Genomic DNA, 23,400 nt, shown 5'->3' on the forward strand with positions numbered 1-23,400 from the left:
TCACTCGAAAGGGTGAGACGGCAGCAGAACGGCGTACGCCCCCGGCGACTGATGTCGCGTCAGGGGCGTACGCCGATCGGTATCGCTCGGTCGTCGCTCAGGGGAACCGCGGGTGAACCGGAGAGGGCCGGGAGGCGACTCAGGTCTGCTGGACCGGCTCGTCCTCCTGCGGCAGCCCGGCCCGGATCCGCTCGATCCTGGCCAGCACCTTGCCGCGCAGATCGCTCGGCGCGGTGTCGCAGCCGCAGGAGCGCTTCACCAGCGCCTTGATCGCCTGCTCCAGGCCGTACTTCTGCAGGCACGGCGAGCACTCGTCGAAGTGCTGGCGCAGCTTGGCGTAGTCGTCCTCGCCCATCTCGTTGTCGAGGAACTCATAGAGGTGGTCGAGCACCTCGCCGCAGTCCGTGTCGTGGTGGTTGCCGCAGCTCATGAGCCCGCGCCTTTCCCGTTCTCCCCGGGGCCTCCGCCGGCCGGGACCAGTCCACGGTCACGGGCGTAGTCCTCGAGCATCCCGCGGAGCTGACGCCGTCCGCGGTGCAGTCGGGACATCACCGTACCGATGGGTGTTCCCATGATGTCGGCGATCTCCTTGTAGGCAAACCCCTCTACGTCCGCGAGGTAGACGGCGATCCGGAACTCCTCCGGGATCGCCTGCAGGGCCTGCTTCACATCACTGTCCGGCAGATGATCCAGCGCCTGCGCCTCGGCCGAACGCAGACCTGTCGACATGTGCGACTCGGCGCGGGCCAGCTGCCAGTCCTCGATCTCCTCCGCACCGGTGCGCTGCGGCTCGCGCTGCTTCTTCCGGTAGGAGTTGATGAACGTGTTGGTCAGGATCCGGTACAGCCAGGCCTTGAGGTTGGTGCCCTCGCGGAACTGGTGGAAGGAGGCGAACGCCTTGGCGAAGGTCTCCTGCAGCAGATCCTCCGCGTCCGCGGGGTTGCGGGTCATCCGCAGCGCGGCGGAGTACATCTGGTCCAGGTAGCCCAGCGCGTCCCGCTCGAAGCGTGCGCTTCGCTCGGCTTCGGACTCTTCGGCGGAGACGCGGAACGTCTCGTCTCCTCCGGTCCCCCCGGCTCCCTCGGTCTCGGCGACCGGACCCACCTCCTCGGCGACGAACCCCCGGTCCACGACGGCGGACCGGTCCGACAGGGAGGATATCGGGCTCGCCGCGGAAACGCCCGCGACAGGCCATGCACCCCAGTTCTGCGGCTGGGGGCGAGGCGGGCATGCGGCTGAAACCATGAAGCGCTGCCTTCCACTCGGGCGTTCGGCGGACGTGCCGAACAACCACCCCCGCCCCCGAACCATTCCCGCCGGCCGGAAGCCCCGCCCCGAGCGCAGCGCCGAGGCGCGGGTAAGAGGCGCGGGGAACTGCGCGGCCAGCCGACTGCGGGCAGTCGCCAGCCGGGCGCGCACTTCCCCGCGCCCCTTACCCGCCCTTCGGGCTCACCGGGGTCCGGGGCGGCAGCCCCGGGAAACGGGAAGGGGCGGGGCCGGGGCAGGACGCTAGGCGCGGAGCGACAGGAGCCAGTCGGTAGCGGCGCGGGTCAGCGTGGTCAGGGACTCCTCCTGGGTGACCGGCGCGCGCTTGGGGACGGCGAAGCCGTGGTCGCCCGCCGGCACCGGGACCAGGCGCATGGCGGACGGCAGCGCCGGGAACTCCTCCGGCCGCCCGAACGGATCCCGCTCCCCCTGCAGGACCAGCACCGGCACCCCCGCGCCCAGCAGCTCCTCCGCCCGGGACCTCTCCGGCCTGCCCGGCGGATGCAGCGGAAAGGACAGCGCCAGCACCGCCGACGCCCCCGTCTCCCGCCCGACCCGGCACGCCACCCGCGCCCCCGCGCTCCGCCCGCCGGCGACGACGGTCAGCCCCTTCGTCTCCCCCGACTCCTCCAGCGCGGCCGCGACCGCCCGCCACCCCTCGTCCAGCCGGGCCGGCGCCGGCGCCAGCCGCTTGCCGGCCACCCGCCACGGCTGCTCCACCAGCCCCACGGTCACCCCGTGCGCCGGCAGCGCCTCGGCCAGCGCGACGAGGTCGCGGGCCTCGATCCCGCCACCGGCCCCGTGCGAGACCAGCAGCAGGCACCACGGCTCCCCGACTGCCCGCCGAAAGGTGACCCGCGCCGGACCGGCCGGGGTCTCCACCATGATCTGATCGCTCATCAGAACAGCGTCGCACCCTCCGGGCCGAGGTCCTCGCCTATCCGCCGCTCCAGCTCGGGCCCGTTGTTGCGCACCGAGTTCACCTCGGTGGACACCGGCCACATCGCCATCTGCCCCGGCTGCGGCGGCACCAGCAGCGAGCGCAGCTCGTCCACGTCGTCCACCGACGGGTCCAGCCAGCGGTCCCAGCTGCCGGGCCGCATCACCAGCGGCATCCGGGGGTGGATCCGGCCCAGCTCGTCCTCGGCCTCCGTGGTGATCACGGTGCAGGTCGCCCACCAGGCGGCCGGGTCGTCGTCCGGCCGGGTCCGGTCCCGCCAGAACTCGAAGAGCCCGGCCATCGCCATCACCGAGCCGTCCGCCGGGGAGATGAAGTACGGCTGCTTCTTCGCCTTCTTCCCCTTCCCGTCCGCGGAAGCCGTCTCGTCCGTCATCCACTCGTAGTACCCGTCGGCCGGCAGCAGGCAGCGCCGGGAGGCGAAGGCCCGCCGGTAGGAGGGCTTCTCGTGGACCGTCTCGGCCCGGGCGTTGATCATCTTCACCCCGGTGTCGGGTGACTTGGACCACGACGGGACCAGGCCCCAGCGCAGCAGCCGCAGCTGCCGCCGGACCGCCCCGCCCTCCTCCTTCACCGGGCGCTCCAGGATGGCCGGCACCTGCTTGGTCGGGGCGATGTTGTAGTCCGGGGCGTAGGTCTCGGCGCTGTCCCAGCGCTCGACCTCGAAGAGTTCGACCAGGTCCTCGGGCTTCCGGCTCGACGCATAACGACCGCACATGCGTACCACCCTGCCACCTGCGGTTCGGGCACGGTGTGAATACCGCGTGAACCGGCGACTGTCCTCCGGTCGTCCTCTCGTGGGAGGCTGCGCACCCCCGGACAGCCCAACGACCCCCGACACATCCGCGAGGCACCGACGCATGCAGGCTCAGTCCATCAGCGACGTCTGGCAGCAGGTCACCGGAGTCCAGGCGGCCCCGCCCTCCTGGGCGGTGCTGACCGCCGGCGCGATCGCCCTGGCCGCCGTGCTGCCCACGGCCGTGTGGCGGTACACCCGGAACCTGGTGACCATCGCCCACGAGGGCGGCCACGCCCTGACAGCGGTGCTGATGCGGCGCCGGCTGCACGGCATACGCCTCCACTCGGACACCTCCGGTCTGACCGTCTCCTCCGGCAAGCCGTACGGGCCCGGGATGGTGCTGACCGCCGCCGCGGGCTACATCGCCCCCTCGCTGCTGGGCCTGGGCGGCGCCTGGCTGCTGACCGACGGTCACCTGACCGCGCTGCTGTGGGCCTTCGTCCTGCTGCTCCTCTGCGTCCTGATCGAGGTGCGCAACGCCTACGGGGCGGTGACGGTGCTGGTCACCGGCGCGGTCTGCTTCGCGGTCTCCTGGTTCGGCTCGGCGCTGGTGCAGGCCTTCTTCGGCTACCTCGCGGTGTGGTTCCTGCTGCTGGCCGGGATGCGGCCGGTCGTCGAGCTCCAGCGCAAGCGGCGGCGCGGCGGCGCGCCGGACTCGGACGCCGATCAGCTGGGCCGGTTGACCAAGGTGCCCGGCGTGCTGTGGGTGACTCTGTTCTTCGCGGTCTCGCTCGTCTGCCTCGCCACCGGCGGGCGGTGGCTGCTCCGCGCATAGGGGCCGGGGCTCGGTAGGGTTGGGGCCATGCGAGACGACCTCCACTGGCCTGCCCCGACCGCCTCCCTCCCGGTCGACGCGACCGTCACCGTGCCCGGTTCCAAATCGGTCACCAACCGGGCGCTGGTGCTGGCCGCTCTCGCCGCCGAGCCGGCCTATATCCGCCGCCCCCTGCGCAGCCGGGACACCCTGCTGATGGCCGGGGCGCTGCGGTCACTCGGGGTGACCATCGAGGACATCCCCAACTCCGCCACCAACACCCCCGGCGGCGGCGACGCCTGGCGGGTGCTGCCGACCGGCCTCCACGGCCCCACCCGGGTGGACGTGGGCAACGCCGGCACGGTGATGCGCTTCCTGCCGCCGGTGGCCGCCCTCGCCGACGGCCCGGTCTTCTTCGACGGCGACCCCCGCTCCCACGAGCGGCCGCTGGGCGGGGTGATCTCCGGACTGCGCGCGCTCGGCGCCCGGATCGACGACGAGGGACGCGGGGCGCTGCCGCTGACCGTCCACGGCACGGGTGCCCTGGACGGCGGAACGGTGACCGTGGACGCCTCGTCCTCCTCGCAGTTCGTCAGCGCGCTGCTGCTCTCCGGGCCGCGCTTCAACCAGGGCGTCGAGGTGCGGCACGTGGGCGCCCCGGTGCCCTCGCTGCCGCACATTCGGATGACGGTGGACATGCTGCGGCTGGCCGGCGCCCAGGTCGACGCGCCGGAGGACGGCGGCGAGCCGGACGTCTGGCGGGTCACTCCGGGGGCGCTGCTCGGCCGGGACATGGTGGTCGAGCCGGACCTCTCCAACGCGGCCCCGTTCCTGGCCGCCGCGCTGGTCACCGCCGGCACGGTGACCGTCCGCGACTGGCCGACCCGGACCACCCAGCCGGGTGACGAGCTGCGCCCGATCTTCACCGCCATGGGCGGCTCCTGCGCGTTCACCCCGGACGGGCTGCGCTTCACCGGTTCCGGGAAGGTGCGCGGAATCGACGCGGACCTCCACGAGGTCGGCGAGCTCACCCCGGTGATCGCCGCGGTGGCCGCGCTGGCCGACGGCCCCTCCACCCTGCGCGGCATCGCCCACCTGCGGATGCACGAGACCGACCGGCTGGCCGCGATCGCCAAGGAGCTCAACGAGCTGGGCGGCGACGTCCGGGAGACCGAGGACGGTCTGGAGATCCGCCCGCGCCCGCTGCACGGCGGCGTCTTCCACACCTACGAGGACCACCGGCTGGCCACCGCGGCCGCGGTGCTCGGGCTGGTCGTGCCGGGCGTCGAGGTGGAGAACGTGGCCACCACGGCGAAGACCCTGCCGGACTTCCCCGAGCTGTGGCAGGAGCTGCTGAGCGGCGGCCGGCCGTCCGGGGCCGAGTCGGTCCCCGCCGGCCGGGCCTGACGGTACGTCATGCGCCAGTACGGCAAGGACGCCGACGAGGACGACATCCGGGTCCGCCCGGGCAGGCGCGGCTCCCGGCCGCGCAGCCGGAACCGCCCCAAGCACGAGGACGCCGACGAGGGCCGGGTGCTCACCGTCGACCGGGGCCGGTTCACCGTCCTGGTCGAGGAGGACAGCCGGCGGGAGCGCGCGATCCACGCCGTGAAGGCCCGCGAGCTGGGCCGCAAGGGCGTCGTGGTCGGGGACAGGGTCGCGGTGGTCGGCGACCTGTCCGGCGAGGCCGGCTCGCTGGGCCGGATCGTCCGGGTCGAGGACCGCTCCTCGGTGCTGCGGCGCACCGCCGACGACGACGATCCCTACGAGCGGATCGTGGTGGCCAACGCCGACCAGCTGGCGATCGTCACCGCCCTGGCCGACCCCGAGCCGCGCCCGCGGCTGATCGACCGCTGCCTGGTGGCGGCGTACGACGCGGGGATGGAGCCGCTGCTGGTGCTGACCAAGTCGGACCTGGCCTCGGCGGCGCCGCTGCTGGAGACCTACGCCCCGCTGGGGATCAAGCACGTGGTGACCCGCCACGACCGGTTCGACGAGCCGGCCGAGCCCGGCGACGCGGACGAGGTCGAGCAGGTGCGCGAGCTGCTGCGGGGCCGTTGGACCGTCTTCGTCGGCCACTCCGGGGTGGGCAAGACCACCCTGGTCAACGCGCTGGTGCCGGAGGACAGACGGCGGGCGACCGGGCGGGTGAACACGGTGACCGGGCGCGGGAGGCACACCACCACCTCGGCGATGGCGCTGCAGCTTCCCGGTGCGGACGGGTGGGTGGTGGACACCCCCGGCTTCCGCTCCTTCGGGCTGTCGCATGTGGATCCCTCCCGGGTGATCCACGCCTTCCCGGACCTGGGGCCGGGGACGGCCGAGTGCCCACGCGCCTGCTCGCACGACGAGCCGGACTGCGCCCTGGACGCCTGGGTCGCCGCCGGCCACGCGGACCCCGCGCGGCTGGCCTCCCTGCGCCGGCTGCTGCGGACCCGCGAGGAGAGCGACTAGGCGGAGCCCCCGCCGACGGCAGCGCCCCGCCAAATGGCGGGCCGGGGGCGCGGCGTGGGGGTATCCGGGGGAGCTTGCGGGCACCATGGGCCAAGGTCCGTCACGTCTTCCCGTACGGGGGTTCGCATGGCTTGGCTCGCGGTGATCCTCGCCGGTCTGCTGGAGACCGGCTTCGCGGTCTGCCTCAAGCTGAGCGACGGCTTCACCCGGATCTGGCCGACCATCGCGTTCGCCTGCTTCGCCGTCTCCAGCTTCGGCCTGCTGACCCTCGCCCTGAAGCGGCTGGACGTGGGCCCGGCGTACGCGGTCTGGACGGGCATCGGCGCCTCCGGCACGGCCCTCTACGGGATGATCTGGCTGGGCGACACCGTCTCGGTGCTCAAGATCGTCTCGATCTGCCTGGTGCTCGCCGGCGTCGTCGGCCTCCAGCTCAGCGGCGCGGCCCACTGACCGGGACCGCGACTGATCAGGCGTCAGAGCTCGGTCGGAGCGGTGCTGTTGGCGTCCCGGAGGGCGCGCATCAGCCCCGCCGCCTCGGCCGCCCGGCGCTCGCCGAGCGGGCCGAGGAAGTGCTCGCGGAGCAGCGCGGCATGCCGCCGCCTGCCCTCCTCGGCGATCCGGCGGCCGGCCGGGGTGAGCACCACATACGTCACCCGCCGGTCCGCCGGGCAGCCCTGACGCTCCACCAGTCCGGCCCCCACCAGCCGGTCGGCCAGCTTGGTGAACCCCCCGCTGGTCAGCGAGACCTCGTTGGCCAGCCGGGTCATCGGCAGCTGATGGCCGGGGGTGCGCAGCAGCCGCAGCAGCACCTCGAACCAGGGACCCGGCAGGTCGACCCCCTCGACCGGGCCCACCTGGACCCGCCTGGTGGTGCGGTCGTACGCCTCCACGACCAGCCCCCACCAGGTGATGAGCTCCTCGTCGTCCACCCCGGTCGCCCGCTCCACCGCTGCCATGGGTCCACATTAACCAGCCGCGGGGGGCGGGCGGAGCCGCGCGCGGGGGCGGGGCGCGGTGGTCCCCCGGGGCCCGCGTGTCATAGCGTTCGCCCCATGCCCGACTTCCACGATGATCTGCGGCTGGCCCACGTCCTCGCCGACCACGCCGACTCGGTCACCACCGAGCGCTTCAAGGCGCTCGATCTGCGGGTCGAGACCAAGCCCGATCTGACCCCCGTGAGCGACGCCGACAAGGCCGCAGAGGACGTGGTCCGCAGCGTGCTGAGCCGGGCCCGGCCGCGGGACGCGGTGATGGGCGAGGAGCACGGCGTGACCGGGCACGGGCCCCGCCGCTGGGTGATCGACCCCATCGACGGCACCAAGAACTACGTCCGCGGGGTGCCCGTCTGGGCCACCCTGATCTCGCTCCTCGAACTGGGCCCCGGCGGCGAGGAGCCGGTCGTCGGCCTGGTCTCCGCCCCGGCGCTGGGCAAGCGCTGGTGGTCGGCGAAGGGTTCCGGCGCGTTCACCGGGCGCTCGCTGGCCCGGGCGACCCGGCTGCAGGTCTCCGACGTCTCCCGGCTCTCCGACGCCTCCCTCTCGTACTCCTCGCTGACCGGCTGGGAGGAGCGCGGGCTGCTGCCGAACTTCGTCGACCTGTCCAGGAAGGTCTGGCGGACGCGCGCCTTCGGCGACTTCTGGTCCTACATGATGGTGGCCGAGGGCGCGGTGGACCTGGCCGCGGAACCCGAGCTGTCGCTCTGGGACATGGCGGCCCCCTGCGCGATCGTCACCGAGGCCGGCGGCCGGTTCACCGACCTCCAGGGCCGGCCCGGCGTCCACGGTCCGAACGCGGTGGCGTCCAACGGGCTGCTCCACGAGGCGCTGCTCGGCAGCCTCAACGCCTGACGAACCGTCGGCTCCACTTTCCGGGCGCACTCCGCCGATTGACACTCCGTCACCACGTGCGCGGGTGCTAGTCAGGAGCACGGAAGCATGTGAACATGTGAAAACCCTGCTCGCACCACTTCCGAGGAGGCCTGACGCCATGCTCGTGGCAGACGTGATGACCCCGCTCGCCCTGACCATCGGACCCGCCCACACCCTCCGTGACGCCGCCCGGCTGATGGCCGGCCGCCGCGTCGGCTCAGCCGTCGTCGTCGACCCGGAGACCGCCGGCCTCGGCATCATCACCGAGCGGGACATCCTCGTCTCCCTCGGACTCGGCGAGGACCCGGACCGCGAGACCGCGGACGCCCACACCACCACCGAGGTCGTCTTCGCCGCCCCCGGCTGGACCCTCGCCCGGGCCGCGGACGCGATGCTGCGCGGCGGCTTCCGGCACCTGGTGGTGGTCGACGGGGGCGAGATCGCCGGCGTCCTCTCCGTCCGGGACGTCCTCCGCGGCTGGTCGGCCGCGCGGACGGGCGGGACCGGACTCGGACAGTCCGGGGAACTGGTCGGGACGGGCTGATCAACTCCCCGCCGGTCCAGGTACGGTGGGGGCAATCCGGCCCGACACCCAGCGAGGCTCCATGTCCTGGATCAGCGATCAGCTGCTGCACCTCAACGGCGCTCTCGTCCTGGTCGTCGTCTTCCTCCTGCCCGCCCTGGAGTCCTCGGTCTTCCTGGGCTTCGTGATCCCCGGCGAGACCGCCGTGGTGGTCGGCGGGGTCACCGCCTACTACGGCCGGATGCCGCTGTGGGCGGTGCTCGCGGCGGCCCTCCTGGGCGCGGTCATCGGCGACAGCGTCGGCTACGCGGTCGGCAAGCGCTGGGGGGACGCGGTCCTGGGCCGGATCCCCCAGCGGCTGATCAAGCCCGCGCACATCCGGCAGAGCAAGGAACTGATCGCCCGGCTCGGCGGCCGGGCGGTCTTCACCGGGAGGTTCGCGGCGGCCCTGCGGGCGCTGGTCCCCGGGCTCTGCGGGGTCTCCCGGATGCCGTACCGCACCTTCGCCCTGTGGAACGTCCTCGGCGGGATGGTCTGGGCCACCGGCTTCGTCCTCCTCGGCTATCTGGCGGGGGCCAGCTGGCACAGGGTCGAGCACTACGCCTCGGTGGCCGGCTGGGTGCTGGTGGCCGTGGTGGTGGTCGCGATCGCCGTCCTCCTGCTGCTGAAGCGGCGCCACGAGCGGCGGGCGGCGGCACGCTTCGAGGCGGACCCGCAGGCGGGCGGCGGCGCCGGGGAGGGCGGAGAGGCCGGGGAGGCCGAGCGCGTCTCCGCCTCCTGAGCCCCATCCGCCACTTGGACTTCGTCCAGGATCATACGGTGGCCAAAACCACACCAGATCGGAACTGGCCACCGGGCTGCTAATCTCAATGTCATGAGTGACCTGCTGGAACGACTTCGGGAACGCGGCTGGCGGCTCACCGCGCAGCGGCGGGTCGTCGCCGAGGTGCTCGGTGGGGACGACGCCGCGGACGGCGCCCACATCCACCTGACCGCCGACGAGGTCCACGCGAGGGCGGCCGACCGCCTGCCGGAGATCTCCCGCGCGACCGTGTACAACACCCTCGGCGAGCTGGTCTCGCTGGGCGAGGTCGTCGAGGTCGCGACGGACGGGCGGGCCAAGCGGTACGACCCCAACGCCCACCACGCCCACCAGCACCTGGTCTGCGAGTCCTGCGGAGCGATCCGGGACGTCCACCCCAGCGCCGACCCGATCGCGGCGCTGCCGGACGCGGAGCGGTACGGCTTCACCGTCTCCGCGGCGGACGTCACCTACCGCGGCCTGTGCCCTGATTGCGCTGGGGCGCGCGCTTAGTCGCCTACGGGGGCCTTTCTTCTTCACCGTTCGCGTCTGCGGGTCGGGGGCGGGCGGGCCGCGCAGTTCCCCGCGCCCCTGTTTTCGCGCCTTCGGCGCTGAAAACGGGGCACGGCTGATTCGCGGCCCGAAGGGCCAGGCGAATCAGGGGCGACTGCGCGGCCCGCCGGCCACCGACCCGCAGAAGGCGCGGCGCCCGCTACGCCGTCAGCCCCGTCGCCAGTGACTCGCGCAGCGCGCGCGCTCGTTCGGTGACGCTCTTGGGGCCGGCGGACTCGGCGCGCTCGCACCAGACCCGCGCCTGCGACAGCTCCCCGCGCCGCGCCGCGATCAGCGCCAGCCGCAGCGCCGCCCGCCCGTGCCCGGCGTCCGCCGCGCGGATGTACCAGAGCATCGCCTCGGCCTCGCTGCCCTGCCGGGCCAGCAGCAGCCCGAGGTTGAAGGCCCCGCTCCTGCTCCCCGCCTCCGCCGCGCGCCGGTACCAGACCGCCGCCTGCGCCAGATCGCCCTGCTCGGAGGCGCGGACGCCCATCCGAACCTGCGCCCGGCGGTGGCCCTTCTCCGCCGCGACCGCGTACCAGTGGTCGCGCTCGGCCGCCGGCCCCTCCCCCTGGGTGTGCCGCTCCAGCAGGGAGGCGAGGGCGAAGGCGCCCTCCACCGAGCCGCCCCGCGCGGCCTGGCGGTAGCGCCGCTCGGCGCCCGGCAGGTCGCCGCGCTTCTCCCGGGCGGAGCCCAGCTGCAGCGAGGCCTCGGCGTGACCGCGTGCCGCGGCGCGCGCGTACCACTCCAGCGCGGACTCCTCCTCGCCGCGCCGGGCGTGGAGGATGCCCAGGTTGAACGCGGCGTCCACGCTGCCCGCCTCGGCCGCCTTGGAGAACCACGGCTCGGCGCCCTCCCGCTCGCCGCGTTCCAGCAGCAGCACGGCCAGCGCGTTGCAGGCGTCCCGGTGCCCGGCGTAGGCCGCCCGGCGGTACCACTGCTCGGCGGACTCCATCCGGCCCGCCTCGGCGCAGAGCAGCCCGAGGTTGAAGGCCCCGTTGTGGTCGCCGCAGTCCAGCGCCGCGCGGTACCAGCGTTCGGCCTCGGCGCGGTTGCCGCGGTCGGCGGCCAGCGCGCCCAGCGCGTTGGCCGCGCTGCCGTCGCCGGCCCGGGCGGCCTCCCGCCACCACTCGGCGGCGGCCTCCCCCTCTCCGCCGTCCCGCAGCAGGAAGCCGAGGGCGGTGGCCGCCCGCGGCTCTCCGCCCTGCGCGGCCTGCCGATACCAGTGCCCCGCCTCGTCCGACTCGCCGCGCCCCTCCAGCAGCTCGCCCAGCCGCAGCGCGGCGGCCGCGTGCGAGCGGGCGGCGGCCCGGCGGAACCAGGGCTCGGCGTCGTCCGGCGCGCCGGCGGCCTGCCGCAGCCGGCCGAGCCGGTACGCCGCCTCCCGGTGGCCGGCCTCGGCCGCGGTGCGGAACCAGTGCTCGGCGGCGTCCGGGTCGTGGTGGAGCTCCAGGTGCTCGGCGAGGGCGAAGGCCCCGCCGACATGCCCCTGCTCGGCGGCGTGCCGCAGCCAGTACTCGCTGCCGGGCTCGTCGCCCCGGTCGCGGAGGTGGAGCCCGAGGGCGTGGGCCGCGGGCGCGCTGCCGGCCACGGCCGCCTGCCGCCACCAGTACGCGGCCTCGTCCCGCAGCCCGCGCTGGTGCAGCAGCATGCCGAGGTTGTTCGCGCCGGCTCGCAGCCCCGCGCCGGCGGCCCGGCGCAGGTGCGGCTCGGCCTCGTCCAGCTCCCCGCGGCGGAGCAGCAGCGAGCCGAGGAGGCTCGCCGCGCCCGGATCGCCGGCTTCGGCGGCCCGCCGGTAGCGCGACTCCAGGGCCGCCTCCTCGCGGGCGGCCAGGGCGGCCTCGAAGCCCTCGCGCGAGGGGGCCTCCACGGGTTCCTCGGAGGTGTCGTCGGCGAGCACCCCGGCGTCGTCGTGCTCGTCCGCCTCCTCCATCGCGGGGGCCTCGGCGGATTCCTCGAAGTCGGTGGGCCCCCGGGGGGTCTCGGGGCTGGGACGGGCGCCAGGCCGATCTGACGTTTCGTCAGCAGCCGTACCCTCGGCGGTAGTCGGCGCGGAGTTGGGGTAACCTGCTGCGGCCGCCGCACGAAGCGCGGCCTCCGCCGGCCGGAGCGGAAGGTCCGATCCGGCATCGGTACGCTGTCCCGGGACAGGACTTGACGAGACGTCGGCGGCGTCCGTCTGCTTCGCCGCCGCGCCTGCGCGTCGTCCTGCAATTACCGACATGTCGACTCCCGCGTCCTCCCCCACCTCCCCTTCGGGAGTCGGGGGCGCCCCCAGGCGAGCGGGCACCGGCGGTCCGACCGGGAGCTCGCGACCGAGGCCGACTGCCGCCTGCGGCCGCGCGCTGTCCCCCATGGCTCCATGGTCGCACCACCCGCAACCCGCGTACACCTGGTATACCGCAACTCCCGAGGTTGCTTCAGCGCTTTGTCGATTTCCCGACTCATCCACCGCACAAACCACTTGTCCGGGTGGGAATGTGACGGCGCATCAAAAGATGCTGCGCGCCCCTCGCGCGCACCGCACACCCCGCGCCCATGGTTTGCGCACAGTCGCCGACCACGCACGCAGGACGAGGGCCCGGTTCCGTAGAACCGGGCCCTCGTCCTGATGAGTAGCGGGGACAGGATTTGAACCTGCGACCTCTGGGTTATGAGCCCAGCGAGCTACCGAGCTGCTCCACCCCGCGTCGGTGAAGTTGACTTTACGTCACCTCACCGACCAGTGCAAATCCGTCTCCCCCGGCCTGCCGCCCGTCCGCCCGCGCCGGCGCCATCGCGTTCCGCATCCGGGGCTCCGGCATCCGCAGCTCCACCATCCGCCGCCAGCCGTACGCCTCCTCGTAGAGCCACAGCCCGTAGACGCCGGCCGCCAGCAGCCCGCGCTTCCAGGACGGCCAGCCGAGGATCTCGCCCATCCGCCGCATCACCGCGAGGCCGACCCCCCGGTGGGTGCGGATCTCCGCCTTCGCCGTACGGCGGAGGAGCTCGCGGATGTAGCCGCCGTGGCCGGCGGCGCTGAGCCGCAGCAACTCCTCGTGGCAGTACGCGAGATGGTTGTCCTCGTCGGCGGAGATCATCCGCACCGCCCGGCCGATCTCCGGATCGTCGCCGAAGACCCGCACCATCAGCCGCATGTCCTCGGAGGCCCGCTGCTCGGTCACCCTGCTGTGCACCAGGTAGGTGATCACGTCGCGGTCGGTCAGCGGACGGTCGTCCTTGAGGCGCTCGTGGATCAGGCCGATGCCCTGGCGCTCCAGGAGCATGCAGTAGTCGGCGTCGTCGGGGACGTCCACCGGCCCGACACCGCGCTTGCGCATCAGCCGGTCGAAGATCCGCCCGTGCTTGCGCTCGTCCGCGCCATGCCGGGCGATCTTGGGGGCCAGCTCGCGGTCGCGGACCAGCGAGGCGATCCGCTCGTTCTCCCATCCGCCCTGGTCCTCACCGGACGCGGCGATGCTGCAGAAGAGTTGGTAGGCCCGGTCATCAGCGTAGATCTCTCGGAACACCGATCCCGCGGTCAGCACGATGATCACCCCGTCTCAGCGAGTACACCACCGGCCACGCTAAGCAGGGCTCCGGGGATCCGCACGCGGGATACGACGCCTGGACTACACACCGGAAGCGCCCGGAACGAGGAAAAGGCCCTCCGGATTTCTCCGGAGGGCCTCGTCCCACTTGGTAGCGGGGACAGGATTTGAACCTGCGACCTCTGGGTTATGAGCCCAGCGAGCTACCGAGCTGCTCCACCCCGCGTCGTTGTGTGCCAACCGTAGCACGTACGCCGACGACCAGGGAAATCCGATTCAGGGCGCCCGTTCCAGCACCTGGCGCAGGGCGTCCGGCAGGTCGCCCGCGACGGCCGTGCGGGAGCCGTAGTCGACCCGGACCGAGCGCAGGCGGAGTCCCCGGTCGTCCACCCGCGCGGCATAGGCCGGGCGGATCTCCAGCAGCGCCCCGTCGTACGGGAGTATCAGCTCCCTGCCGTAGGTGATCCCGTCCCCCGCCGGTGCCGCGGTGTCCGTGCCCGCGGGGACCGGGGCGGGCGCCGAGTCGGCCGGGAGCTGGAGGAGGCGCAGGGCTCCGTAGTCCGGGCCGGGCGTGGAGCCCGCGGTCAGGCAGGCCGTCACCCGCCCGTCCGGGCCGGCGAAGCCCGCGGCCAGCGCGTAGCCGCCGGACTGCCCGCCGACCTGCCCTCCGGTGTCTCCGCCGGCCTTCTCCGCGGCCGCCCCGGTGCCGCCGCCCTGGACGGCGCCGCCCTGGACGGCGGCGTAGGCCGGGGTGGAGACCGGCTTCCAGACCTGCGAGCCGGAGAGGAAGACCGCGGGGTCGGTGACGTGGTACCGGGCCAGCACCGTCCGCTGGGCGGCGAACAGGTCGGTGGGGTACCGCAGCTGCGGCAGCAGCCCGGCGGGGATCGCGGAGCGCGGGCGGACGGTGCCGGGGAACGCCTTCATCCAGGTGCGCAGCACCGGGTCCGAGGAGTCCCACTGATAGAGCGTCACCTCGCCGGTGTACGCGTCGACGGTGGCCTTCACCGCGTCCCGGACGTAGTCCACCGCGCGGCCGGTGCCGCCTAGGGCGCTCCTGGTCGCGTCCGGGTAGTCGGTCGCGGTGGTGTAGCCGTCCACCACCCACTCGATCCGCCCGCCGACCAGCGCCGGATACGGGGCGGAGTCGACGGTGAGCCACGGCGCCGCCGCGGCCACCCGCTGCTGCGGGCTGCGGTCGTAGAGGAGCCGCGAGCCGGCGCCGACGGCGCCCGAGAGCAGCAGCCGGGGATCGGCCAGCCGGACGGCGTACGCGGCCCGGGAGAGCGGATCGCCCATCGCCACGCCCGTGCGGCCCGGGCCCGCGGCGGAGCCGGTCACGGCGTAGTCCGCGGCGCCGGTCGCGGAGTAGTACACCCGCCGCTGGTAGTCCCCGGGGACGGCGGTGGCGGTCGCGGCGCCGCCGCTGTCCTGGGAGAGCCGGAGGAGCCCGGTGCCGTAGGTGTCGCGCAGATGCCGGTCGGTCCAGCTGCCGGAGCCGCCGCCGGGGGCGCGGACGGCGAGCAGGGCGCCCTGGTCCACCCCGGCCGAGACCCCGTACGCGTCGGCGGCCAGCGTCGGGTCGAGCAGCTGGATCGACCGCAGCGCGGCCGAGTAGCCGGCCGCCGCCGGCCGGGTGCTCGCCGTGGCGGTGCTCAGCCCGGTGAGTCCGAAGGCCTCCCTGGTGGCCGTGATGTTGCGCTGGACGTACGGCAGCTCGCGGGCGGTGTCGGTGGCCCGGGTGCCGCTGCCGTCGAGCATCATCGGGTAGACCCCGGCCGTGAGGAGGCCGGTCAGGGCCAGCACCGCGACCCCGGTGAGGCCGGGGGTCCAGCTGCGGCCCAGCGGGGTGCCCAGGATCAGCAGCAGGGCGCAGGCCGCGGCCGCGCAGCAGAGGAGGGTCTTGGCGGGCAGCATGCCGTTGGCGTCCGTCCAGCGCAGGCCGGTCCAGCCGGGGGCGGCCTTCAGGGCGGAGGCGCGAACGGCGAGCCCGTACCGGTCCAGCCAGTAGCCGACCGCCTTCACCGCGAGCACCGCGCCGATCAGCGCGCCGAGGTGGTACTGCGCGCAGCGGTCGATCCTGGCCCCCGGCCCCTGGGTGCGGACCGCCCCGTACAGGTAGTGCACCAGCAGCGCGGCCAGCAGCGAGACGAGCAGCGCGGCCACCCCGAAGGCGACCGTGAAGCGGTACCACGGGAGTTCGAAGGTGTAGAAGGAGGCGTCCAGATGGAACTGCGGGTCCCGGGCGCCGAACGGGGTCGAGTGCAGCCAGGCCAGGCAGGTCCGCCACTGGGCGGCGGCGATCCAGCCGGCCAGGCCGCCGGTGAGGAGGCAGACGCCGAGGAGGGTCCCGCCCCGGCGGCCGGCCAGCCCGGTGCGGACCCGCTGCAGGCCGAGCTGCTCGCCGCACATCGCCGGCAGCGGCGGCCGCACCCGGTACGCCACCAGGACGTTCACCCCCACCAGGGCCGCCGCGAAGCCGCCGAACGCGGCGAAGAGGGCGGCCTGCGCGGTCATCCTGGTGGTCAGCACGGAGCCGTAGCCGATCGCCCGGTACCAGAGCCAGTCCGTCCAGCAGACCGCGGCGGCCAGCGCCAGGCCCGCGGCGGCCAGCACCGTGCCGGCCACCGCCACCAGCAGCAGGGCGGTCCGGCGGGAGCGGATGCGCGCGCGCAGGGGCCTGGCGCCCCGGCCGTCATCGGCCGGAGGCATCTGGAACACCACGGCGGCACCTCCTGCGCGGGGCGTGCGTCGTTCGAAACGCCCCGCTGATGCAACTCGACCGGGCGCGGGCGGAGTTCCCGAGAGCTCGGCGTGTGAGGATAGGCGCATGTCAGAAACGCCTTCCGTGCCGCCCGCAGCCACCCCGCTCACCCGGGCCGTGCTGGAGATCGACGCCTTCGCCGCCACCATGGGCTGGGACCTCCCGGCCCGGCTCTTCGCGCTGGTCGACACGGCCGAGCTGGTCCGCAACGAGCCCTCGCTGGCCTCCCGGCTCGGCCTGGACGCCGATGCCCCGAGCGGACTGACGCCCATCGAGCAGGAGGAGCTGCCGGCCGGCAAGCAGCTGGACGAGTTTCTGGCGACGATCGCCTGGCCGGACGCGGTGGCCGGGTGCGCCCTCGTGGTCGAGCGGCAGATGCTGCCGCCGTCGGCGGAGGCGCAGCTGCCGGAGGGGCTGTCCGAGGCGAAGCTGGCCGCCTGGGTCGCGGAGCATCCGGAGCGGGAGGAGGTGCGGATGACCGTCGCGGTGCTGCGGAGCGGCGCGCGCGAGACGGCTCTCCGCCTCCGCTCCAAGGACACCGCCAACGAGGTCCTCACCGGCCCCGACCTGGTCCCCGCGCTGGCGGAGGCGCTGTCCGCGACGTTCGCGTAACGGCGAGCGGCCCGGTGTCAGCCCTTGCAGGCGGGAAGCTCGGAGGTCCTGCCGGACCGGATCCTCGCCAGGTCGTCGAGCGCCTGCTTGAGGGTGTCCACCTTGATCAGCCGCAGCCCCGCCGGGGTGTTCGCGGCGGCCTCCGCGCAGTTGGCGGAGGGGGTGAAGAAGTACCGGGCCCCGGCGTTCCTGGCGGCGATGGTCTTCATCGAGATGCCGCCGATCGGTCCGACCTTCCCGTCGGCGTCCATCGTCCCGGTACCGGCCACGAACCTCCCGCCGGTCAGGTCGGTCGGCTGCAGCTTGTCGATGATCCCCAGCGAGAACATCAGCCCGGCGCTCGGGCCGCCCACCTCGGCCAGGTTGATGTCCACCTTGAACGGGAAGGTGTGCTCGGTCGACGGGACGATGCCCACCATCGCCTTGCCGGTCTGCGGGGACTTCACGGTCGGGACCGGGACCCGCTTGGCCGCCGAGGCCGGCTTGCCGTTCGGGACCACGGTGAACACCACGTCCTGCCCCGGCTTGTGCCTGACCACGAGCGGGGCCACCTTGTCCGGATCGGTGACCGCGGTGCCGTCCACGGCGGTGATCACGTCCCCGGCGTGCAGCCGGCCCTGCGCCGGCGCGCCCTCGACGACCGTGCCGACCACGACCTCGCTGCCCACCTTGTAGCCGAGCTGGGTCAGCGCGGCCGCGGTGGCGGTGTCCGTGGAGGAGGCGAACTCCTCGGCGTTCATCTGCTCGGACTGCTGCTCGGTCTGGTTGTCCGGGTAGAGGGTGGCCTTGGGGACCACGTCGGTGTCCCGGCTGACCCAGCCGACCAGCATCTCGGCCAGGTTCATCCGGAAGTCCGCGGTGCTGACCTGAACCGTCGTCATGTTGAGGTGGCCACTGGTGTCGTACGTCCTGGGGCCGCCGCTGACCTGGATGACCGGCTTGCCGTTCTGCTCGCCCAGGGTGTTGTAGGTCGGCCCGGGGCTCATCTCCGAGTACGGGACCGGCAGCAGAAAGGCCGCGGCGAGCAGCCCTATCAGCAGAAACGTTGAGGCGAGCAGGGTCGCTGACCGACGTGGCATGCCATGACAGTACGGGACGTCGCTGTGCGCCCGCGCGCGGGAACGCCGTACGTCAGGACGAGAGGTCCTGCGGCGGGGCCGACTCGCGCTCCATCGCCTCGCGGAAGCGCTGGTAGCCCGCCACCGACTCGCCGTCGCCGATGGACCGCCGAGCGCGGGAGGCCCAGGTCGCCCACAGGCCGGCGCAGAGTCCGGCCCCGAGCGGAATGATCCACCAGGCGAGTGCACCCATGTTCGTACTCCCAGCGCGTTACGGGCCTATCAGCAGATTAACCACCTGGCCTGTGAACGCGTATCGGGCCATCCGGGTTACTGGCCCGGTGTACCAAGCACTCTGCTGCGTGATGTGCGAACGCCCACTTGACCCGTCCGGGTGGCGCGGAGCTCAGTCGCAGGCGCCGACCCATTCGTCCGCGCCGTCCTCGAAGACCTGGCGCTTCCAGATCGGCACCTCGTGCTTGAGGGTGTCGATCAGCTCGCGGCAGGCCTGGAAGGCCTCGCCGCGATGCGGGCAGGAGACCGCGGCGATCACCGCGATGTCGCCGATGCCGAGGGTTCCGGTGCGGTGGACGGCGGCCAGGGCGCGGACGGGGTGGTCGGCGGCGATCTTCTCCGCGATGCGGCGGAGCTCCTGCTCGGCGGTGGGGTGGGCGGAGTACTCGAGGGAGACCACGCCGGAGCGGCCTCCGTCGTGGTCCCGAACGGTGCCGACGAAGACGGCGGTGCCGCCGGCGGAGGGGTCTCCGACGGCCGCGTAGACCTCGTCGAGGGACAGCGCGCGGTCCCGCAGCGCGAGCAGGCGAATGGGATTGGCGTCCATCAGGCAATCTTCTCCCATGGGGGGCGCGTGGGGGGCCGGAGACGGCGAATCAGGCTCCGGCGGCTGCAGCTGCAGCTGCGCGGTGGCGGTGGCGCGATGGCGGCGGGTCGCGCGGTTGCCCACGCCCCTGATGTGGTGCCCTCGACGTGGAGACCCGGGGCGCCGTCGGTGGGGGTCGGGTCCCGGAGCTGCGACCCGAGGGGCCGGGCCCGCCCACGGCCCCGCCGGAGGGACGCCGAGTACGCCGCGGCCTACCCCCGGCGGCGCCGCCGCGCCCGGCGTACCAGTGCCGCCGTGCCGACCAGCGCGACCGTCGCGCCCGCGGCGCCCAGGGTGGCCCCCGCCGCGTCCCGGCCGCCGAGGCGGCGGCCGGCCACCGCGTGGTGGCCCTCGGTCGAGGCCAGCAGCTCGGCCAGCACCTCCTCGTTGCCGAAGCGGGGGCGCCAGCCGGCCTCGTGCAGCCGGCTGCCGGAGACCACCCAGGGGTACATCGTGTACGCCAGGTCACCGGCCGGGGCCGGGGTGAGGCCCAGCCGGTGGAGGCGCGCGGCCGTGCCGAGCGCCAGCGAGGCCGGCAGTTCCATCCGCCGGATCCCGGAGAGCTCCTCGACCTCCTCCTGCTCCAGCCAGCCGTCGCAGCCGACCGTGACCTCCCCCTCGACCAGCCCGAGCGCCGCGTACTCCAGCGCCGAGGCGAGGTCCTCGACGTGGCAGAACTGCCAGCAGGGCCGGGAGCCCGCCACCACCAGCAGCCGCGGCGCCTCGAAGTGCCTGGTCAGCACGGTGTCCACGTCGCGGCCCACGACCACCGCCGGGCGGAGCACGGTCACCGACATCCCCGGGTGGACCCGGGGGGCGCGGCGGCCGAGGCGCTCGATCTCCAGCAGGTCGCCGACCAGCGTGGCCTCCTCGGTCGCCCGCAGCGGGGCGTCCTCGGCGAGCGGCACCTCGTTGTCGGCCATCGCCCCGTAGACCATCGCCGAGGTGCAGAGGACCACGCGGTGGACGCCGGCCGCGGCGGCCGCGGTCAGCACGGTCTGGGTGCCCCGCACGTTGTACGCCGTGCGGGCCCGCGGGTCGGAGTCCATCCCCAGGTCGAGGGCGAGGTGGACGACGACGTCGGCGCCGGAGAGGCGGTCGGCGAGCAGCGGGTCGCGGACGTCCAGCACCCGCCACTGCACCCCGGCCGTCTCGCCGCGCCGTTCGTCGATCGCGACCACCCGCCGGACGTGCGGGGACGCGGCCAGCCGCTCGGTCAGCACGGCGCCGGCCCCGGAGGCCGCGCCGGTGACGGCGACCACCAGCTGCGGCCCGTCGTAGTCCGGGCTGGGACGCTCGCTTTCGCCGGTCAGCCCAGAGCGAACGTCCGATTGCGGGGAACTCACCGGCTCTCCTCCACTGTTTAGGTTGGGAGCGTAGGTTGGAAGTTGTCTGCTTGGGATCAGCTGCTTGGTATCAGCTGGGGCAGGTTTCGCGACCATCCTGCCGCAACACCAAGTACAAGACTGGCAAGACCATCCCTGCCCGACGCGTAGCGCAGCGGCTGCGGGCGCGCGGGGCCGACGAGATCGAGGAACTCGTGAGCGACATCCCCTTCGGATTCGGAGTACCGCCCGAGGAGCCCGACGACGACAAGCCAGGCCAGCAGGGTGGCAGCGGCGCCGACCGCGACAAGTCCTCCGGCAAGGGCGGCGAGCACGCCCCCACCGGCAAGCACGACGATGAGAACGGCGGCGGCGGGAACGACGGCGGCAAGAAGGACGACGGGAAGGGCGAGCCCGAGAAGAGCGGCAAGGAGGAGGGCGGGGAGACGCCTGCCGGCGACGAGCCGTTCTCGTTCGGCTTCGGCGGTCCGGGCTCCGGCTCCGGCGGGAACCCGCTGGGCGCGCTCTTCGGCGGCCTCGGCGGCCCCGGGGGGATGGGCGGCCTCGGCGGCGCCGGGGACAATCCCCTCGGCGCCTTCGGCAATCTGAACCCCTCCGACCTCGGCGCGGCCTTCCAGCAGCTCGGTCAGATGCTCTCCGGCGCGACCGACGGCGGCCCGGTCAACTGGGACCTGGCGCGGGACATCGCCCGCCAGGCCGTGGTCCAGGAGAACGCGCCGGCGGGCAAGGACCGCTCGGTCGGCGCCTCGGAGAAGTCCGCGGTCGAGGAGGCGCTGCGGCTCGCCGAGCTGTGGCTGGACGGCACCACCGCCTTCCCCTCCTCCGGCGGCGCCACCAAGGCCTGGAGCCGGGCGGAGTGGATCGAGGGCACCCTGCCGGCCTGGAAGCAGCTGGTGGACCCGGTCGCGGAGCGGGTGGCCGGCGCCATGGGCGGCGTGGTCCCCGAGGAGATGCAGGCCATGGTCGGCCCGCTGCTCGGCGTGATGCGCTCGATGGGCGGCGCCATGTTCGGCACCCAGATCGGCCAGGCGCTCGGCGGACTCGCCGGCGAGGTGGTCGGCTCCACGGACATCGGACTGCCGCTGGCCCCCGCCGGGCAGACCGCCCTGCTGCCGCAGAACGTGGCCGCGTTCAGCGAGGGCCTGTCCGTGCCGGAGGACGAGGTGCGGCTCTACCTGGCCCTGCGCGAGGCCGCCCACCAGCGGCTCTTCTCCCACGTGCCGTGGCTGCGGGCGCACCTCTTCGGCGCGGTCGAGGCGTACGCGCGCGGCATCTCGGTGGACACCTCGCGGCTCGAGGACCTGGTCGGCCAGATCGACCCGAGCAACCCGGAGGCCCTTCAGGAGGCCATGGCCAGCGGGATGTTCCAGCCGCAGGACACCCCCGAGCAGAAGGCCGCGCTGGCCCGCCTGGAGACCGCCCTCGCGCTGGTCGAGGGCTGGGTGGACGCGGTGGTGCACGCCGCCGCGGCCCCGCATCTGCCGCACGCCGAGGCGCTGCGCGAGACGCTGCGCCGCCGCCGGGCCTCCGGCGGTCCGGCCGAGCAGACCTTCGCCACGCTGGTCGGCCTGGAACTGCGCCCGCGCCGGCTGCGGGACGCCTCCCGGCTGTGGGCCTCGCTGGCCGACGCCCGTGGGACGGACGGCCGGGACGGACTGTGGGCGCATCCCGATATGCTGCCCACCGCCTCGGACCTGGACGACCCGGACGGCTTCGTCCACCGCGAGGAGCTGGTCGGCGAGATCGACTTCGACAGGCTCCTCCAGCAGGGCTCCGAGGAGTCCGACGCGGATTCGGGCCCGGAGCCGGGCTCGGACGGGCCGGAGAAGAAGCAGAAGCCAGAGGAGCCGGGGGACGCCGCCGAATGACCCTGCACGCCGACGCCGTACGGACGTTGACCGCCTGGACCCCGCCGGCCGCGCTGCCCGGGCAGCGGGAGCTGCGCGCGGAGTACCTGGAGCACCTGGACGACCATCCGGACGGCGTGTGGCGGTCGAACCGCCCGGCGCACATCACCGCGAGTGCGATGGTGGTGGACCCGGAGGCCGGTCGGATGCTGCTCACTCTTCACCCGAAGGTGGGACTCTGGCTCCAGCTCGGCGGGCACTGCGAGCCGGAGGACGTCTCGCTGGGCGGGGCCGCGCTGCGCGAGGCGACCGAGGAGTCGGGTATCGAGGGCCTGACCATCGACGCGGAGCCGGTGAAGCTGGACCGCCACCAGGTGTACTGCGCGGGCCGGCAGGAGCCGCCGAGCTGGCATCTGGACGTGCAGTACCTGGCGGTGGCGCCGGCCGGCGCCGAACCGCTGATCAGTGACGAGTCCCTGGACTTGCGCTGGTTCCGGTGGAACGCGCCGCCGGAGCCCACGGACGAGTCGGTGCGGGTGCTCGCGGAGCAGGCGCGGCAGCGGTACGGCGGCTGAGCCGGCGGGGGGTACGGAGGCTGAGCCGGCCGGGAGTACGGAGGCTGGGACGGCCGGGGCGCGCCGCCCGCGTCAGCCGGTGCTGCGCGGCGACGGGACGTGCGGGAGGCGGGCGGCGGCGACCACGCCCTCCAGATAGCCGCGGGCCCGCTCGGTCTTCGGGTAGGCGTCCAGCAGCGCCCAGAACCCGGGGCCGTGGTCCGGCACCAGCAGATGCGCCAGCTCGTGCAGCAGCACGTAGTCGATGACGTAGTCCGGCATCCCCTGAAGGCGGTGGGAGAGCCTGATGGTGCCCTCACTGGGGGTGCAGGAGCCCCAGCGGCTGTTCTGGTTGGTGACCCAGCGGACGCTGCGCGGGACCGCCCGGCCGTCCAGGAAGCGGACGCTCAAGTCGGCGGCGCGAGCTGCGAGTTCCTCGTCCCCGAAGACCCGGCGGCTCTCCTGTGCGGCGAGCTTGTCGAGCATCAGGGCGACCCAGCGCTTCTCCTCGGCGGCGGACATCCGGGCCGGGATCAGCACGACCGTGCGGTCGCCCTCCCGGTAGGCGGAGACCGTGCGGCGGCGGCGGGCGCTGCGCCTCACCTCGACGTGCTCAGGAGGCCCCTGCACCGCGGGGGCCATGCTCCCGGCGGCAGCCGGGACACGCCGACGCGGCGCCCCAGGGCGGGAGTCCCGTTCGGCGACCACGGGCAAGACGGTACCGAATGGCACCGACAGAAGTCCCTACCGCTGGCCGAAAATCATCCCTCGCACGACGCGGATCACATGGGCAAAAGCGGGTGAACACGGGCGATCGATGCGAACCGGCTGGG

24 protein-coding genes and 2 tRNA genes are annotated in these 23,400 nt (G+C 73.9%); 11 read left to right on the forward strand and 15 right to left on the reverse strand.

From position 1 onward, the window contains the following. Window positions 1–139: 139 nt before the first annotated feature. From rsrA to BS73_RS15890, 4 genes are all read right to left on the reverse strand, one after another. Window positions 140–430 carry a mycothiol system anti-sigma-R factor gene (gene rsrA, locus BS73_RS15875; protein WP_037573022.1) on the reverse strand — a complete coding sequence of 97 codons (291 nt, stop codon included), beginning with the start codon at window positions 428–430 and terminating at the stop codon, window positions 140–142. Next, window positions 427–1,245 carry a sigma-70 family RNA polymerase sigma factor gene (locus BS73_RS15880; RefSeq protein WP_084704099.1) on the reverse strand — a complete coding sequence of 273 codons (819 nt, stop codon included), beginning with the start codon at window positions 1,243–1,245 and terminating at the stop codon, window positions 427–429. Before BS73_RS15880 ends, rsrA begins: the two co-directional genes overlap by 4 nt. 264 nt (window positions 1,246–1,509) lie before the next feature. Beyond that, entirely contained in the window at window positions 1,510–2,166 is a 657-nt protein-coding gene (locus tag BS73_RS15885) for an alpha/beta hydrolase family protein (RefSeq protein ID WP_037573024.1), read from the reverse strand. Then, window positions 2,166–2,942: an SOS response-associated peptidase gene (locus tag BS73_RS15890; protein ID WP_037573029.1), complete on the reverse strand. Its 777-nt coding sequence runs from the start codon at window positions 2,940–2,942 to the stop codon at window positions 2,166–2,168. The genes BS73_RS15885 and BS73_RS15890 overlap by 1 nt, the downstream gene beginning before the upstream one ends. Window positions 2,943–3,084: 142 nt before the next feature. Between BS73_RS15890 and BS73_RS15895 the strand changes: the two genes are divergently transcribed. From BS73_RS15895 to BS73_RS15910, 4 genes are all read left to right on the forward strand, one after another. After that, window positions 3,085–3,798, forward strand: coding sequence for a M50 family metallopeptidase (locus BS73_RS15895; protein WP_037573031.1), 714 nt, complete (start codon window positions 3,085–3,087; stop codon window positions 3,796–3,798). Between the two features lie 27 nt (window positions 3,799–3,825). Next, window positions 3,826–5,184: a 3-phosphoshikimate 1-carboxyvinyltransferase gene (gene aroA / locus BS73_RS15900; RefSeq protein WP_037573040.1), complete on the forward strand. Its 1,359-nt coding sequence runs from the start codon at window positions 3,826–3,828 to the stop codon at window positions 5,182–5,184. A 9-nt stretch (window positions 5,185–5,193) separates the two neighbouring features. Next, entirely contained in the window at window positions 5,194–6,231 is a 1,038-nt protein-coding gene (rsgA, locus tag BS73_RS15905) for a ribosome small subunit-dependent GTPase A (protein ID WP_037573042.1), read from the forward strand. Between the two features lie 126 nt (window positions 6,232–6,357). After that, window positions 6,358–6,681 carry a DMT family transporter gene (locus BS73_RS15910; RefSeq protein ID WP_037573044.1) on the forward strand — a complete coding sequence of 108 codons (324 nt, stop codon included), beginning with the start codon at window positions 6,358–6,360 and terminating at the stop codon, window positions 6,679–6,681. A 23-nt stretch (window positions 6,682–6,704) separates the two neighbouring features. Here the strand turns inward: BS73_RS15910 and BS73_RS15915 are convergent, their stop codons facing one another. Then, the gene (locus tag BS73_RS15915; RefSeq protein ID WP_037573046.1) at window positions 6,705–7,187 is read right to left on the reverse strand and encodes a MarR family winged helix-turn-helix transcriptional regulator; all 483 of its coding nucleotides are present in this window, start codon (window positions 7,185–7,187) and stop codon (window positions 6,705–6,707) included. A gap of 96 nt (window positions 7,188–7,283) precedes the next feature. On the opposite strand from BS73_RS15915, the gene hisN reads away from it, so the two are divergent. From hisN to BS73_RS15935, 4 genes are all read left to right on the forward strand, one after another. After that, complete coding sequence (gene hisN / locus BS73_RS15920) at window positions 7,284–8,078, forward strand: histidinol-phosphatase (RefSeq protein ID WP_037573048.1); 795 nt, start codon at window positions 7,284–7,286, stop codon at window positions 8,076–8,078. Window positions 8,079–8,217: 139 nt separating this feature from the next. After that, window positions 8,218–8,643: a CBS domain-containing protein gene (locus tag BS73_RS15925; protein ID WP_051939981.1), complete on the forward strand. Its 426-nt coding sequence runs from the start codon at window positions 8,218–8,220 to the stop codon at window positions 8,641–8,643. Window positions 8,644–8,704: 61 nt separating this feature from the next. Then, the gene (locus BS73_RS15930; RefSeq protein WP_063837003.1) at window positions 8,705–9,403 is read left to right on the forward strand and encodes a DedA family protein; all 699 of its coding nucleotides are present in this window, start codon (window positions 8,705–8,707) and stop codon (window positions 9,401–9,403) included. Window positions 9,404–9,496: 93 nt separating this feature from the next. Then, window positions 9,497–9,937, forward strand: coding sequence for a Fur family transcriptional regulator (locus tag BS73_RS15935; protein WP_037573050.1), 441 nt, complete (start codon window positions 9,497–9,499; stop codon window positions 9,935–9,937). A gap of 199 nt (window positions 9,938–10,136) precedes the next feature. On the opposite strand, the gene BS73_RS15940 is transcribed toward BS73_RS15935, so the two are convergent. The 5 genes from BS73_RS15940 to BS73_RS15960 form a co-directional block, all read right to left on the reverse strand. Then, window positions 10,137–11,909: a tetratricopeptide repeat protein gene (locus BS73_RS15940; protein ID WP_051939982.1), complete on the reverse strand. Its 1,773-nt coding sequence runs from the start codon at window positions 11,907–11,909 to the stop codon at window positions 10,137–10,139. Between the two features lie 683 nt (window positions 11,910–12,592). Next, a tRNA-Met gene (locus BS73_RS15945) sits at window positions 12,593–12,666 on the reverse strand. A gap of 15 nt (window positions 12,667–12,681) precedes the next feature. Beyond that, window positions 12,682–13,503 (reverse strand): ferritin-like domain-containing protein, encoded by an 822-nt coding sequence (locus BS73_RS15950; protein WP_051941446.1) that lies wholly within the window; start codon window positions 13,501–13,503, stop codon window positions 12,682–12,684. A 152-nt stretch (window positions 13,504–13,655) separates the two neighbouring features. Beyond that, a tRNA-Met gene (locus BS73_RS15955) sits at window positions 13,656–13,732 on the reverse strand. Between the two features lie 50 nt (window positions 13,733–13,782). Continuing rightward, window positions 13,783–16,230, reverse strand: a complete 2,448-nt coding sequence (locus BS73_RS15960) for a UPF0182 family protein (protein WP_051939983.1) — start codon at window positions 16,228–16,230, stop codon at window positions 13,783–13,785. 106 nt (window positions 16,231–16,336) lie between these two features. Here BS73_RS15960 and BS73_RS15965 point away from each other — a divergent pair, with 106 nt between their 5' ends. Next, window positions 16,337–16,882 carry a PPA1309 family protein gene (locus tag BS73_RS15965; protein WP_037573053.1) on the forward strand — a complete coding sequence of 182 codons (546 nt, stop codon included), beginning with the start codon at window positions 16,337–16,339 and terminating at the stop codon, window positions 16,880–16,882. Between the two features lie 17 nt (window positions 16,883–16,899). Here the strand turns inward: BS73_RS15965 and BS73_RS15970 are convergent, their stop codons facing one another. The 4 genes from BS73_RS15970 to BS73_RS15985 all read right to left on the reverse strand — a co-directional run bounded on the left by BS73_RS15970 (window position 16,900) and on the right by BS73_RS15985 (window position 20,166). Further along, window positions 16,900–17,961: a YlbL family protein gene (locus tag BS73_RS15970; RefSeq protein ID WP_037573056.1), complete on the reverse strand. Its 1,062-nt coding sequence runs from the start codon at window positions 17,959–17,961 to the stop codon at window positions 16,900–16,902. A 52-nt stretch (window positions 17,962–18,013) separates the two neighbouring features. Beyond that, a complete protein-coding gene (locus BS73_RS15975; RefSeq protein ID WP_037573058.1) occupies window positions 18,014–18,193 on the reverse strand; it encodes a hypothetical protein in 180 nt (59 codons plus the stop codon). Window positions 18,194–18,346: 153 nt separating this feature from the next. Further along, window positions 18,347–18,799 carry a molybdenum cofactor biosynthesis protein MoaE gene (locus tag BS73_RS15980; RefSeq protein ID WP_037573061.1) on the reverse strand — a complete coding sequence of 151 codons (453 nt, stop codon included), beginning with the start codon at window positions 18,797–18,799 and terminating at the stop codon, window positions 18,347–18,349. Window positions 18,800–19,032: 233 nt separating this feature from the next. Next, window positions 19,033–20,166 carry an NAD-dependent epimerase/dehydratase family protein gene (locus BS73_RS15985; RefSeq protein ID WP_037573064.1) on the reverse strand — a complete coding sequence of 378 codons (1,134 nt, stop codon included), beginning with the start codon at window positions 20,164–20,166 and terminating at the stop codon, window positions 19,033–19,035. 194 nt (window positions 20,167–20,360) lie between these two features. Between BS73_RS15985 and BS73_RS15990 the strand changes: the two genes are divergently transcribed. Continuing rightward, window positions 20,361–22,034, forward strand: a complete 1,674-nt coding sequence (locus BS73_RS15990; RefSeq protein ID WP_152617621.1) for a zinc-dependent metalloprotease — start codon at window positions 20,361–20,363, stop codon at window positions 22,032–22,034. Next, window positions 22,031–22,588: an NUDIX hydrolase gene (locus tag BS73_RS15995; protein ID WP_037573066.1), complete on the forward strand. Its 558-nt coding sequence runs from the start codon at window positions 22,031–22,033 to the stop codon at window positions 22,586–22,588. The genes BS73_RS15990 and BS73_RS15995 overlap by 4 nt, the downstream gene beginning before the upstream one ends. 72 nt (window positions 22,589–22,660) lie before the next feature. Here BS73_RS15995 and BS73_RS16000 read toward each other — a convergent pair whose 3' ends face one another. Continuing rightward, a complete protein-coding gene (locus BS73_RS16000) occupies window positions 22,661–23,209 on the reverse strand; it encodes a M48 metallopeptidase family protein (RefSeq protein ID WP_051939984.1) in 549 nt (182 codons plus the stop codon). Between the last annotated feature and the right edge of the window lie 191 nt (window positions 23,210–23,400).

The sequence above is a fragment of the Phaeacidiphilus oryzae TH49 genome (assembly GCF_000744815.1).
Lineage (GTDB): Bacteria > Actinomycetota > Actinomycetes > Streptomycetales > Streptomycetaceae > Phaeacidiphilus > Phaeacidiphilus oryzae.